Annotated in this window: 11 protein-coding genes; 1 reads left to right on the top strand and 10 read right to left on the bottom strand. The window is 56.6% G+C overall.

Annotated features, from left to right (window positions below; all coding sequences use genetic code 11):
• Positions 1-219: 219 nt before the first annotated feature.
• The 4 genes from phnY to BS627_RS18495 form a co-directional block, all read right to left on the bottom strand.
• Positions 220-1,674, bottom strand: coding sequence for a phosphonoacetaldehyde dehydrogenase (gene phnY / locus BS627_RS18510; protein WP_077984660.1), 1,455 nt, complete (start codon positions 1,672-1,674; stop codon positions 220-222).
• Positions 1,675-1,683: 9 nt separating this feature from the next.
• On the bottom strand, positions 1,684-2,946 hold the full coding sequence (gene phnA / locus BS627_RS18505) for a phosphonoacetate hydrolase (RefSeq protein ID WP_077984659.1): 1,263 nt from the start codon (positions 2,944-2,946) through the stop codon (positions 1,684-1,686).
• Positions 2,947-2,971: 25 nt separating this feature from the next.
• Positions 2,972-4,174, bottom strand: coding sequence for a 2-aminoethylphosphonate--pyruvate transaminase (locus tag BS627_RS18500; RefSeq protein WP_077984658.1), 1,203 nt, complete (start codon positions 4,172-4,174; stop codon positions 2,972-2,974).
• Between the two features lie 99 nt (positions 4,175-4,273).
• Entirely contained in the window at positions 4,274-5,929 is a 1,656-nt protein-coding gene (locus tag BS627_RS18495; protein WP_077984657.1) for a Na/Pi cotransporter family protein, read from the bottom strand.
• Between the two features lie 115 nt (positions 5,930-6,044).
• Here BS627_RS18495 and BS627_RS18490 point away from each other — a divergent pair, with 115 nt between their 5' ends.
• Positions 6,045-6,914, top strand: coding sequence for a LysR substrate-binding domain-containing protein (locus BS627_RS18490; RefSeq protein ID WP_077984656.1), 870 nt, complete (start codon positions 6,045-6,047; stop codon positions 6,912-6,914).
• A 327-nt stretch (positions 6,915-7,241) separates the two neighbouring features.
• Here the strand turns inward: BS627_RS18490 and BS627_RS18485 are convergent, their stop codons facing one another.
• From BS627_RS18485 to BS627_RS18460, 6 genes are all read right to left on the bottom strand, one after another.
• Complete coding sequence (locus BS627_RS18485) at positions 7,242-8,213, bottom strand: alpha/beta fold hydrolase (protein WP_077984655.1); 972 nt, start codon at positions 8,211-8,213, stop codon at positions 7,242-7,244.
• 183 nt (positions 8,214-8,396) lie between these two features.
• Positions 8,397-9,287: a LysR family transcriptional regulator gene (locus BS627_RS18480; protein ID WP_077984654.1), complete on the bottom strand. Its 891-nt coding sequence runs from the start codon at positions 9,285-9,287 to the stop codon at positions 8,397-8,399.
• A gap of 72 nt (positions 9,288-9,359) precedes the next feature.
• Positions 9,360-9,665 carry a hypothetical protein gene (locus BS627_RS18475; RefSeq protein WP_077984652.1) on the bottom strand — a complete coding sequence of 102 codons (306 nt, stop codon included), beginning with the start codon at positions 9,663-9,665 and terminating at the stop codon, positions 9,360-9,362.
• 23 nt (positions 9,666-9,688) lie between these two features.
• Positions 9,689-10,153: a nuclear transport factor 2 family protein gene (locus tag BS627_RS18470; RefSeq protein ID WP_077984650.1), complete on the bottom strand. Its 465-nt coding sequence runs from the start codon at positions 10,151-10,153 to the stop codon at positions 9,689-9,691.
• A 73-nt stretch (positions 10,154-10,226) separates the two neighbouring features.
• The gene (locus tag BS627_RS18465) at positions 10,227-10,775 is read right to left on the bottom strand and encodes a carboxymuconolactone decarboxylase family protein (RefSeq protein WP_077984645.1); all 549 of its coding nucleotides are present in this window, start codon (positions 10,773-10,775) and stop codon (positions 10,227-10,229) included.
• 124 nt (positions 10,776-10,899) lie between these two features.
• Positions 10,900-12,957, bottom strand: a complete 2,058-nt coding sequence (locus tag BS627_RS18460) for a 2Fe-2S iron-sulfur cluster-binding protein (RefSeq protein ID WP_077984644.1) — start codon at positions 12,955-12,957, stop codon at positions 10,900-10,902.
• Positions 12,958-12,993 lie beyond the last annotated feature (36 nt).

Below are 12,993 nucleotides of genomic sequence, written 5' to 3'. Positions count from 1 at the left end.
GCACGCATCAGTTAGTAAAATTTATTATTCTTATCATTTCCAAAATTGAATCGATGAGATGCACGCCTATGTAACAGGCATATGACGTTCGTCATGCGCAAATATAAATCACTTTTCTAGACGATTTATACTATGTGCCTTAAAATATAGCAGGATTGATGAACTACAAAAAAAGGGACGCGAAAGCGCCCCTTTTTCAAAAGACCGGCATATATGCGTTTACCAGGGAAGAGAGAAGGTCTTGACGTTGGTGAAGCTCTTCATCGCTTCGCTAACGCCTTCCTTGTAGCCATTTCCGGAATCTTTGATCCCACCGAAGGGCGACATCTCGATGCGATAACCAGGTACCTCCCAGATATTGACGGTTCCAACCTTAAGCCCTGCGATATATTTCTGAATTCGACGGAAATCGTTCGTGCAGACGCCAGAAGATAGGCCAAACGCGGTGGAGTTCGATAAAGCGATCAGGGCGTCGTCGTCATCGGGGGCCCGGACAATCGGTATGATCGGTGCAAATGTCTCTTCCATAACCAGCTCGGAAGAGTGCGGGACATGATCGAGGACAATCGGTGGCAAAAGTGCGCCGTTACGGCCGGGATTGTAGAGAACCTCCGCTCCTTGCTCGGCCGCCATGTGAACACGCTTCTCAAATGTCTCAGCTGCCTTGGCGTGAACGACCGTTCCAAGATCGGTCGAGCGATCCATCGGATCACCAAACCGAAGCCTCTTTGCCCGTTCAAGCACGAGGGGAACGAAACGGTCCGCAACACTTTCCTGGCACAGGATACGTTTGACGGCCGTACACCTTTGTCCGGAGTTCTTGGTCGCACCGGCGACGGCAAGGTCGGCCGCCCGCGCGAGATCGTCGTCGGAAAGATCGTTGAGAATAATAAGCGGGTCGTTGCCCCCCAGTTCCAGAACCTGCCGCTTGTAACGGGCATTGGCTGCGATCAGTTTGCCGACGGGTACGCTACCGGTAAAGGTGATGAGATCGAATTCGGGATTGGTGATCATTTCCATTCCGATATCGACAGGCCAACCGGTAACAACGGACAGCATCTCCGGTGGCAGGCCGGCCTCGTAAAGGATATCAGCCAGGACAAGTGCCGTCATTGGCGTCAGTTCGGTCGGCTTCAGGACGACGCAATTGTTCGTCGCGATGGCAGGCGCGATCTTGTGCGCCACCATATTGAGAGGATGGTTGAACGGTGTGATCGCTGAAATCGCAGTCAGGGGCTCGCGCATCGTGAAAATCTTGCGGGCTTTGCCGTGCGGGGTCAGGTCGCAGGAAAAGATTTCGCCGTCGTCGCGAATGCACATCTGCCCGGAGAGCGTCAAGACATCGTAGGCACGTCCGACCTCATAGAGGGAATCCTGCTTCGATATGCCAAGCTCCAGCGTAATCAGATCGGAAATCTCTTCCTTTTTGGCCACCAACGCGTCGGCAGCCGTCAGCAAGATACGTTGTCTCTCATAACGCGTTAGCTTTGGCTGGTACGCCGCGGCGATTGCAAATGCCTCCCGTGCATGTTCAGCATGGCCCGCCGGCACAGTGCCGACAACCGCATCGTTCCAGGGATAGCGAACTTCGATGACAGCATCCGTCGAGACCGGCCTGCCAGCAATGCGCATCGGTTCATTTCGAAGCTTGAAGTCTGTTTCAGCCTTGGTCATGAAATCACCTCAGCTAGCCGGCTGCGCGGCGGCAACAAGCGCGTAGAAGAATGCATCGAAGTTTCGCAGGGAGTTTGCACTGAGCAGATCGGGAAGCTTCCGGTTGACGATGAAGGGAACCCTCTGTTCGGTAAGCCCACCGTGGGACCGCAACGGCTCATTGAGGGCGGCAAGATCGTGGCGATGCTCGCTGGTTCCAAGAGTCTTGTTTTCCGAAGAGATCAGAACGATGTCGCCGATCCGGTCGTCTGGAAGTTCGAACCGCACACAGGCCTCCGGCCTTGCCAACACCAGATCGATCCCATCGATGGCCGCAAGACGCTCGATGATGTCCTCGCGGCTTGCATCCTCTGGCAGATAGGCGGTCGCAAAGGAGCCCAACGCACCGTGATGGACGACGTAGGGATCGGTGATCGGCAGGATCACGCGCGCTGCGTCTTTCCCCAGCCACTGGTCGAGTACATCCTGGACATAGATCACGTCCGGCGTGCCATCGGCTTTGTGCTTGGGCTTCATGCCGTGGTCGGCGGTAACAACAATGGCAGCACCCATCGCATCAAGCTGCGTCAGGTACTTATCGAACATCTCGTAAAATGAATTCGCTTCGGGAACGCCCGGGGCATACTTGTGCTGAACGTAGTCCGTGGTTGTCAGATACATAACGTCAGGACGAAATTCCTTCAAAAGCTTGACGCCAGCTGCAAAAACAAACTCCGAAAGATCGGCCGAGTAGACTTCGGGCACGGGGAGCCCCAGCCAGGCCGAAGCGTTGTCGATGCCGTTTGCCGCCTTTGTCGACGTGTCGGATTTTTCCGAGGAAAAGCAGATCGCCCGATTATCGTCGAAGCTCAAGCCCTTTCCGAGCAAAGCGCGCAGCTTGTCCTTTGCCGTCACGATGGCAACCTTGGCTCCAGCATCGTAGAACGCCTTGAAGATCGTCGGCGCGCGCAGGAAGCGCGGGTCGTTCATCATGACTTCCTTGCCCGTCTGCGGCTCGTAAAGATAGTTGCCGCAGATGCCATGGATCGATGGCGGCCGGCCGGTCGCAATCGACATGTTGTTCGGGTTGGTGAAGCTTGGAATGACGCTCATCGCCATCCTTTCAGTCCCACTCGCCTTGATGCGCTTCAAGGTCGGCATCAGGCCCGCCTCGATTGCCTCGTCGAGATAGGCTGGTTCGCAACCGTCCAGGCAGATGGCGATCGCCGGCACCAGAGGCCATGGGTAGGAACGCCTGTTTGCATCAACGGTGATTTTCGAAATCTGATTCATTGGAAACTCCGGTATCCTTGATTGGTCAGGCAGCCAAGCGGCTGCGTTCTGCAAGAGCGACTTCGGGAGGGGCTGCGCTGGTAACACCCATTTCTGCGAGCGAAGCACGGGCGGCTTCAACGACCTTGCGCATGACGTGTTCGTCCATGCGACCGATGCAGCCGACACGGAAGCTTTCGACAACAGTCAACTTGCCGGGATAAATGATGAAACCTTTGGTCTTCATGAGATCGTAGAATGTTTCGAACCGGAATTTCGGATCAGCCGGACTGAAAAAGGTGACAATTATTGGCGACAGCCAGTCATCGCCGAGCAGCGTCTCGAAGCCCGCGTCTCGCATTCCAGCCACCATGATATCACGGTTGCGGGTATAGCGGCCTCCTCGTCCAGCGACACCACCTTCCTTACGGTGCAGGCGCAATGCTTCGATGAAGGCTGCCACGACATGGGTGGGCGGCGTGAAGCGCCATTGCCCCGTCTTGTTCATCGCGTCCCATTGAGCGTGAACATCAAGACTCAGCGAGTGGCTGCGGCCTTTGGCGGCCTCAAGCTCTGTCTTGCGTGCAATGACGAAGCCGAACCCGGGAACACCCTCGATGCATTTGTTGGCGGACGAAACGATTGCCTCGTAGCGGAAATCTGCAATCCCCGCCGGTACGGCACCAAACGCACTCATAGAGTCCACAAGAAGCTTGCGACCGCGCGCGTATACAGCTTCCGATATCTCCCTCAAGGGGTTGAGAATGCCCGAACTAGTCTCGCAATGCACGACGATCACATGTGTTATCGCCGCATCGGCATCGAGAGCCGCGGCAACCTCTGCTCCTCGCGGCGGCATATAATCACCCTTGTCGATGATTACATGGCTGCGGTTGATATAGCCCAGCGTCTGCGCAATGCGCTTGCCATAGGCACCATTGATCAAAACCAGAACCTTACCGTCTTTGGGAACAAAGCTTCCGAGCATGGCCTCGACCGAGAACGAACCGCTGCCCTGCATCGGCACGCAGTCGAACTCGCCATTGACGTCTCCTGCAATGTCCAAAAGTTCACGACGAAGCTCTGCGGTCATGGCGCGAAAGTCGCCGTCCCATGAACCCCAGTCCCGAAGCATGGCTTCTTTCACTTCATAGGCAGTCGTCAGAGGACCCGGGGTCAGCAGATAAGGTTCCCCTAATCTCGGAGACTCCAGTGGCTGACGACTTTCCTTCAATGTCTCGATTGTCATTTCCAGTCCTCGCGTTAGAGCTTGTAGGACAAGGATGAGACCTATCGACATATATGTAAAATCGTTCTTTTAGATAAAATCATTACTTACGCCTATACATCAGGCGACGGATGTCAGGCGGCTATCGAGCAGGTCACCGCTTGCGATAAGCCGCGGGTAAGCCATGGTCGTGACCAACGAATTGATTTCTTTCAAAGCGCGCGCCATTTCCAAGTGCATGTTGCTGGACTCGATGCTGGCTTGAACACCTTGCTGCAGGCGTAGGATGTGCCGGGTACTGCTAGCCTGTACCATCCGGCGCACATGCTCCTTCTGTCGCACAAGCTGGCGGGCGATCGACGGATCCGGAGACATCAGAAGGCTGGATGCAAGTTTGACATTTGAGGCTACCGTCGAATGGAGTTCGGTTAGTTCCCCCCAGCCCTCTGAAGAAAAATTCTTACCATTCTCAAGTCGCTTCTCAGCCAATTGCAGCAGGCTTTTCACGATCACATCGCCGGCATATTCGAGATGGATTGCTGCTTCCGCCAGTTCCATTCCAAACCTGGCTTGTTCCTCGTCAAGAACTCCCCGGTTCACGGCGGCGATATAATGTTTGATCTCGCGATGCGCTCGGTTCACCTCGTGATCAAGGTCCTGAAGTTCACAGATTTCGGGCATTGTCGGCGCCTGCATGATTTTCATCACCGGCTCGAGCATGCGAGAAACAAGTTCTCCCATATGCAACACTTCGCGAGCAGCGGCCGCCAACGCAAGGGTTGGAGTCGAAATCAGCGCCTGGTCCAAGGCACTGTCGCGATGGTAAAAGCTTTTTACCTCATCCGAAGGAGGTTTTACGATGAGCTTAAGAAACCTCCCCATTGGATTACACAAGAACAATCCGCAGCCGACAAGCCCGGCATTGAAAATGACGTGCAGATTGACGAGTTGTGCGGCGTCGGATGCGCCAGGTAGCCAGACCATGGGAAGGCCAGCATACAGGGATGCAAGTGTCACGAGGGCTGCACATGCGCGGAAAAGGAGATTACCCAGTGGCGGACGGCGTGCATCGAGCGGCTGCCCCCTTGTCAACCAGACAGCGATCATGGCACCGCCAAGATTCGTGCCAAGGATAAGTGGCACGCCAACATCGACGGAGATGACCCCCTTCGAAGCAAAGGTCAAAATCAGCAAAATAGCTGCAACGCTGGAATGCAGTGCCCATGTGAAAACAGCAGCGAGCAGCATCGCCGTAACAGGATCGCGTCCGATATAGCTCACCAGGATTGGCAGAACCGAGTTTTGAGCGATAGGCGCGGTCGCACCTCCCACCATCTTCAGGGAGATCAAAAGCAAAGCAGCTCCCAAAACTGCGGTTCCGCCATTCCTGATCACAGCTGATCCCGCCTTAAGATGCATGAGACCGCCCACGATCAGGAGTGCGGGTGCCAACAGGTGCAGATCGAAAGTTAGCACCTTGACCACCAATGCGGATCCGAGATCGGCGCCTAACAAGACAGCCAGCCCGGTCTCCAGACCAATAAGGCCGCTCGCGGAAAACCCTGCGGTCAGCATCGCAACGGCAGTCGAACTCTGGAACAACACAGCAAGCGCGCACCCGCTGATCGCGGCCCGTATCCGGCCCGTCGGGCCTGACATCGTCCTTCGAATGATTTCACCGAAGGATCGTTCGATACCGGTTCGAAGCAGGCTGATTGCAAACAGCAACAAGACGACCGCAGCCGTAAGTTCGAGCAAGACCGAGTAAATGTTCATGCCAGCGCTCCGCAATGCTCCAGAAAAATCAGGCCAGCATCACTTGACCCTTTACATAAATCAAATCGTTCGTTTTGATGCATTCATTGGCTGATGCTATACTTGGGGTAAGAAGATGCGGTATGTGCAGTTGCGTGCTTTTCACAATGTGGCGATCCACGGTGGCTTCTCCCGCGCGGCCGAAGCGCTCTTCCTGACCCAGCCAGCCATTTCCGATCAGGTACGCAAACTTGAAGAGGAATACGACGTCCTGCTGTTCAACAGGACCAAGAAGCAGGTCGTACTCACCCACGCGGGCCAGCAGCTCCTGGAAGTCACACGCCGCATGTTCGACACGGAGCAGCAGGCGCTCGACATGTTATCGGAATCGCGTGCGTTGCGCTCCGGAAAACTCCGCATCGTCGCCGACGCGGCGCATCATCTGCTTCACATTCTAGCGGTTTTCCGTAAGACCTACCCTAACGTCCAGATTATCGTCGATGCAGGCAATACCGAAACCGTGACGACCAGCCTGCATTCCTACGACGCGGATATCGGCGTGCTTGGTGAAATCCCCCAAGGCAACGAATTTGAAGTCCTGAAACTCAACTCAACGCCCATTATCGCTTTCGCCAGCAAGGATAATCCGTTGGCTTTGTCCGGAGTGGCCACCTTCGAAGAATTGTCAAAATACCCCTTGGTCATGCGTGAACAGGGATCGAAGACGCGCCAGAAATTAGAGGCCATGGCCAGTGAATGCGGCGTGACATTTATGCCGAGAATTGAAGCAAGAGGCCGGGAAGCAGTACGAGAAATCGTTGCATCGGGTGGTGGTGTCGGGTTTGTATCCTACGCCGAATTCGGACACGATAATCGCCTTCTTCCCATCCGGATCGACGGCCCGCAGATCCTCATGGATGAGGCTCTCATATGCCTGCGCGAACGCAGCGGAGGCAAGCTTGTGCGGGCGTTTTTTGATATAGCTCGTTCGGTGTCTGTAACCTGACAGGTCATCCATGACGGATGGTAACCGCTAGCAATCTTAAGAGAGTATATTACTTTGTGGAAAGGAAGCCTGTGCAGATGGCATGCTCGCGAAGTTCTTCATCTTGATAGGAATCAAACCGCTGGACTTCGACCTAATCCAGCCAACCCTCTGATTTTAAGTAACGCTATGCGCCAAAAGCATCTAATGATGGCATCTGGTCTGCAACGGTTTCCTGACCTGACACGGCAGGCGTTTAAAACAAACTGAACGCCTGCGACATCGAAGCCCACAAACGGGTGAGGCTTCCCGCAACCATTTCGGCAGTTGCAGGAAGCCAGCGGCGTTTCACTTCGAGATCTTGCGATCAAGGAAGCTTCGAATGAGCGGCGCCATTTCATCCAGCTTGTCTTCAAGCGCAAAATGTCCCGTGTCGATCAGATGGAACTCAGCTTCAGGAAGGTCACGCAGATAGGGATGTGCGCCTTGTTCCGGGAAGATCTGGTCGTTCTTACCCCAGACGATCAGCGTCGGCGGCTTGCGACCGCGGAAGAAAGCCTGGAACTGCGGATATAGCGGCAGGTTCGTGCGGTAGTCGTAGAAGAGGTCGAGTTGGATATCCTTGTTGCCCGGCCGGTCGAGTAGAGCCTGATCATGGACCCAGTTGTCGGGGCTGATGCGGGACAGGTCCTTGACGCCATCGGTATACTGGAACTTGGTTGTTTCAGGTGCGACGAGCACTGAGAGCGCTTCGCGGTCCTTCTTCGCGCCCGACTTCCAGTAGGCGCGGATCGGGTTCCAGAAATCACGAATGCCTTCATCATAGGCATTGCCGTTCTGGACGATCAGGCCGGTGACGCGGTCCGGGTGCTTGAGCGCCAGCCGGTAGCCGACAGGTGCGCCGTAATCCATGACATACATCGAATATTTGGCAGCACCGAGCTTGGTCAGCAGCGTATCGACGATATCGGCATAGTGGCCGAAGGAATATTCGAATTTTGTGTGGTCCGGCGCATCGCTCTGGCCGAAGCCCGGATAGTCAGGGGCGATGACGCGGTAGCGATCTGCGAGCAACGGGATCAAGTTGCGAAACATGTGGGACGATGTCGGAAAGCCGTGAAGCAGCACGACGACGGGGCCGTCGGCGGGGCCGGCTTCACGATAGAAGACGTTGACCCCATCGATCTTCATGGAGCGATAATGGACCGTTGCAGGCGCCTGCTGCGTGATGGCAGGTGTTGCGGCGAGGGCCGTCGCGCCTGGAGCGGAAACAAAGATGCTGGCGGATGCGAGAAGCAGTACGGCGAGAGTATGAGACATTGTGGTTCTCCTCAGGAGTGATTGCGGGAGGCTTGTTGCCTGCAACCACCATCGCTCTTTCTTCCTGGAGGGAGAATGCTCGTACTCGACAAGGGATTATTTCATCAGATGATATGAATGCGACATAATGAGCATGCCACAAGCAACCTGATCGCCGACTATTTCACCCTGGAAAGCCAAACATCAATTCAAAAGCCGGTTCTCGCGTAGTCTGGATGCAGCCATATCGACGAAGGCACGGACCTTTGCTGGAGCATGGCGTCCTTCAGGATGGAGTATATGAATTGGCAAAGCTGGTTCCTCGAACTCGCTGAGAATGATCTGGAGTTCTCCTGCGACGAGGGCTGGGCCGATCTGGTAATTGAGAACCCTGGTCAGGCCCCATCCCTCACGCGCGGACTGTATCGCCGCTTCGTTGGTATTGCATTGCAGGGCCGCATCCACGGATACGCGCAGATCGCCGGCAAACTTCCATTCAGGTGAAGCCCATGCCGCTGTCGATGCAGCGATGCGGTGGTCTTTGAGATCGTCTGGCGATTTCGGAACGCCGTGGCGCTCGAAATACTTTGGCGAACCGCACATGACGCGACGGACCGTTCCGACCTTGACGGCAGAGAGATTTGAATCCGGGAGATGACCGATACGCACAGCGACATCGATCCCTTCCTCAACAATGTTGACCGGTCGATCGATGAACAGCGTCTTGGCCTTCATCGTCGGATATGTGTCGAGGTAGCTTGTAACAATCGGGAGGACGTACATTTGGCCGAACAGAGCTGACGCGGTTATCGATAAAGTTCCCGTCGGCGTAGCATAGGAGCCGCCGGCGGCCGCCTCCGCTTCAGCGATATCGGCCAAAATCCGGCGACAGTCTTCAAAATAGCGAGCCCCCGCTTCGGTCATCTTCACAGAGCGGGTGGTCCGCACCAGGAGGCGAGCTCCAATCAGGTCTTCGAGCGAGGCAATCGCTCTCGTGACGGCCGGGGCGCTCATGAACATCTGGCGAGCGGTGTCTGCGAAGCTCTCGGTTTCGGCAACCTTTACAAAGATCCTCATTGCCTGCCACCGATCCATCCTCGTCCCCAATCGCGTTTGTTTCCAGCACCTTAAGTGCTCGGAACCGAAGCCTCAAGAGGCAACTGAGGTTCAGGCGGCCTGCACACGAAGAGAAAGCGCGATGCGTTCGATTTCCTCACAGGTTTCCTCGGAAATGCCAGCGCGTATTGCGCGCTGGCGCGTTTCGCGACAGGCATTCAAAGCAAGTGATAGGGCGATTGATGTATTGAAGTCGAAGCTTGAACCCCGCCTTGCCACATCCATCTCGGCGCCGGTCATCCCGAGGGCACGACCGGCTTCTTCTTGTTTGGCAAGTAGAGGCTTGCTCGCATTCGTTCCTGTGAGGGCCAGTTCTATTGAAAGTCTTGCCCGTGGATCAATTGACGAGCCGACCATTCTTCATCTCCTCGGGTTAAGGCTTAAAAGCCGAAATCGGTCAGGCCAGGATGGTCGTCTGGTCTGCGGCCGAGGGGCCAACGAAACTTCCGGTCGGCTTCGGAAATCGGGTGTTCGTTGATGCTGGCGTGACGTTCCCGCATCAGACCATCCTCGGCGAATTCCCAGTTCTCGTTGCCATAGGCGCGGTACCACTGGCCGCTGTCGTCGCGATATTCGTAGGCATATCGCACGGCGATACGATTGCCGGTGAAAGCCCATAGTTCCTTGATGAGGCGATATTCGAGTTCCTTGTTCCACTTGCGCGTCAGGAATGCCTCGGCCTCGGCGCGGTTCTTTGCGAACTCGGCGCGGTTGCGCCAGCGTGTGTCGAGCGTGTAGGCGAGCGCGACCTTGGCAGCATCGCGACTATTCCAGCCATCTTCGGCTAACCGGACCTTTTCGATGGCACTCTCTCTGGTGAATGGGGGAAGCGGGGGACGAGACATGGAAAAGTTCCTCTGGGGTTGATGGTCAATCGTGGGCGAGGCGGAGCGTCTTGCACCGCCTTCCGGCCAGGCATCACGCAGCTGCTCGGTGGATGCGGGGGAAATCGATTTCTGTGTCGAGGGCCTCATTCACATAATTCGTGAAGGTATTGAGGGCGACATGGGCGATGATCTCAACGATTTCCGCGTCGCTGTAGCCTGCGTCGCGAACCTTGGCGATTTCCGCTGGCGCGACGGAACCACGAGCCACCGTCAATGCCCGGGTAAATTCGACGGCAGCCGCCGCCTTGGGGTCGTTCGACGTGCCGTTGCGGTTGGCGGAGATTTCGCTCGCGTCGAGCTTGGCGAACTTCGTGCCGGTGAAGGTGTGCGCCGAGAGGCAGTAGTCACAGCCGTTGGCTTCAGCCATGGCGAGCGCAATGCGTTCGCGGGTGGCCGGCGGCAGCTTGCCTTTGCCGAGTGCGCCCTGGAGCGAGGTCAAGCCCGTCAATGCGGCAGGGCTGTTGGAAACCAGCCGAAAAATGTTCGGAACGGATCCGATCTGCTTCTGGATGGTCTCAAGGATCGGACGAGAGGCTTCCGGAGCGTCTTCGATGGTGGCCGGGGTAGGAATGCGTGACATTGTATTCTCCTTTTTCGGTTGAGAGAGACGTTGCTCTCTTGAGATTGAATATGATCCGGTGGCGCAACTTGCTGAAGATCGAAAGGAAACAAGGGACTGTTGCGCTGGACGCAGCAATCGCCGCTTACACAGCAAGCTGCAGGCCGCCTTCCTGTTCGGCTGGAACGGCGCAGCAGAGCAGCACTTCGTCGACGCCGATCTTCGCGGTGGGCTGCTTGACATAAGCGACGGCACCCTTGACGAGCTTCGTCCGGCATGTCCCGCAATTGCCTTCGCGGCAACTGAATTCGGGCTCGAGGCCTCGCGCCTCGGCGAACTCCAGGAGAGTGCCGGAACCAGGTGTCCACCGTGCTTCTTTCAGGGATTTCGTGAATATGACCGGCACCGGTTTATCCGACGGCTGCGCGGCGGGAGATATCACGGCTGGTGTAGCGAGCCCCGTGCGGATGAGCGACGACGGGCCGAAGGCTTCCGCCTGGATACGATCGTCAGCGATGTTGAAAGCCCGCAACCCGTCATAAAGCCCTTGCGTGAACTGGGCAGGTCCGCAGAGATAGAAATCATAGTCGTTGAAGGGGAGAAACCGCGTCAGCATCGCCATATCGATCCGCGCCGCGGCGTCGTAATCCCTGCCCTCTTCAGCATCCGTGGGGTCGCTGAGAACCCTGACCAAGCGCACGGCGCCCTTCGTCACGCCGATAAGGTTGGCGATCTCCTTGTCGAAAGGCCTATCGGCCTTGGAACGAGACGCATGGAATAGCGTCACCGGGCGGACGCGTTGCTTGCGGAGCCCCTCATAGACGACATGACGGAGCATCGCGAGCAGCGGCGTGATGCCGACGCCGCCTGCGAGAAGAACCGCCGGACGGGTCGACCCGGCGTCGATGCTGAAGTCGCCGGCCGGCGCGCGCACCTCGATGACATCGCCAACGGCAGCATTATCATGCAAGAACTGCGAAATCCGGCCGTCTCGCTTGACGCTGATGCGGTAGATACCATCGGACGGCGCAACCGAAAGCGTATAGGTGCGGATGATCGACTTTTCTTCGCCGGGCAGCTTTATCCGTATAGGTAGATGTTGACCCGCCCTATGGGGGAGCAGCCCTGCGCCATCGCCGGGCTGCAGATGGAAAGACTTGATCGTTGCGCTCTCATCAACGATCGCGGTGACGGTCATTGGCCGCCAGCTTGTGGCAAGCTCTGTCGCGCGGAGACGGTCGGCGGCTTGGCTCCAGCTGCCTGTCATCAGGGAGCTTGGCGACCAGCCGTCTTTCTGGAATGCCCATCTTAAAGCCAATGCATTGCGGCGACGAACGATACGTGTCGGCTTGAATGTCCAAAACCGCTCAGCGCCTTGAAACGCGTCGATTTCGGGTGAGTCGAATATGACTTCGGCCTTCCCCGTCATCTGCAGCACATCGCCCGTTGCGAAATCCACGAACAGAAGTCCTGCCTTTCCGTTCAGCAGGATGTTGCCAAGCGTCGCGAAGAAAAGATTTCCATCAAAGTCGGGGATCGTCAGGACGCCGTCGTCGCCAACGCGAACAAATCCGGCATTGCCGCCACGGTGGGAGACATCCACCTGGCGCCGGTCTTCGCGATCGACGTAGGAGGCAACAAAAAAAGCATCGGCTTGCTGGATGATCGCGCGTGCCTGATCATCCAGCACGGGCAGTTCCTCCGCCTCACCCTGGAACGGTGCTCCCGGTTGGCGCTCGAACGCGAAGTCGCGCAGCTGGATGTAACGCGGGCAGTTTCCAAAACTCTGGTCAACATCGACGCGGAAACCGCCCTCTATCGTTGAGACAAAACCGTTCATGCGGTTGCGACGACGGGTGTGCATCTCGATACCGAGAAGACCAATCGGGAGGCCGTCCGCCAACCCTTCACTTGCGGGATCACTTGGATCTCGGGTCGCGGCGATGTCCAGCACAACAGGCGAAGGCGACGACATGAACCCCGGCTGACCTTCGACAAAAGTCGCCCAGGCATCACCGGCTTGGTCGACGCTGCCAAGGACGATGAACGGCAGTTGCGCATAAAAGTCGCGATGCTGGTCCGGCATGAAATCGCGAACGACACGCTGACCGACTGCGGCCATGCGTTCCTTTACGCCGAGCTTTTCCTGGATAAAGGTCTCGCCTTCATGCCACGTCGGCAGTTTTGTGAGGGTCATGGACATCTGCGTTCTCCAGGGGAAAGAGGCGAAGGGCGCGCG

The sequence above is a fragment of the Agrobacterium salinitolerans genome, from assembly GCF_002008225.1.
Classification (GTDB): Bacteria; Pseudomonadota; Alphaproteobacteria; order Rhizobiales; family Rhizobiaceae; genus Agrobacterium; species Agrobacterium salinitolerans.
The sequence above is the reverse complement of the archived record's forward strand: the minus strand, read 5'-3'. Positions and strand labels throughout refer to the sequence as shown.

Coding starts and splice junctions, on each gene's coding strand:
- phnY (WP_077984660.1), bottom strand. CDS start 1,674: ATGACCAAGGCTGAAACAGACTTCAAGCTTCGAAATGAACCGATGCGC.
- phnA (WP_077984659.1), bottom strand. CDS start 2,946: ATGAATCAGATTTCGAAAATCACCGTTGATGCAAACAGGCGTTCCTAC.
- BS627_RS18500 (WP_077984658.1), bottom strand. CDS start 4,174: ATGACAATCGAGACATTGAAGGAAAGTCGTCAGCCACTGGAGTCTCCG.
- BS627_RS18495 (WP_077984657.1), bottom strand. CDS start 5,929: ATGAACATTTACTCGGTCTTGCTCGAACTTACGGCTGCGGTCGTCTTG.
- BS627_RS18490 (WP_077984656.1), top strand. CDS start 6,045: ATGCGGTATGTGCAGTTGCGTGCTTTTCACAATGTGGCGATCCACGGT.
- BS627_RS18485 (WP_077984655.1), bottom strand. CDS start 8,213: ATGTCTCATACTCTCGCCGTACTGCTTCTCGCATCCGCCAGCATCTTT.
- BS627_RS18480 (WP_077984654.1), bottom strand. CDS start 9,287: ATGGATCGGTGGCAGGCAATGAGGATCTTTGTAAAGGTTGCCGAAACC.
- BS627_RS18475 (WP_077984652.1), bottom strand. CDS start 9,665: ATGGTCGGCTCGTCAATTGATCCACGGGCAAGACTTTCAATAGAACTG.
- BS627_RS18470 (WP_077984650.1), bottom strand. CDS start 10,153: ATGTCTCGTCCCCCGCTTCCCCCATTCACCAGAGAGAGTGCCATCGAA.
- BS627_RS18465 (WP_077984645.1), bottom strand. CDS start 10,775: ATGTCACGCATTCCTACCCCGGCCACCATCGAAGACGCTCCGGAAGCC.
- BS627_RS18460 (WP_077984644.1), bottom strand. CDS start 12,957: ATGTCCATGACCCTCACAAAACTGCCGACGTGGCATGAAGGCGAGACC.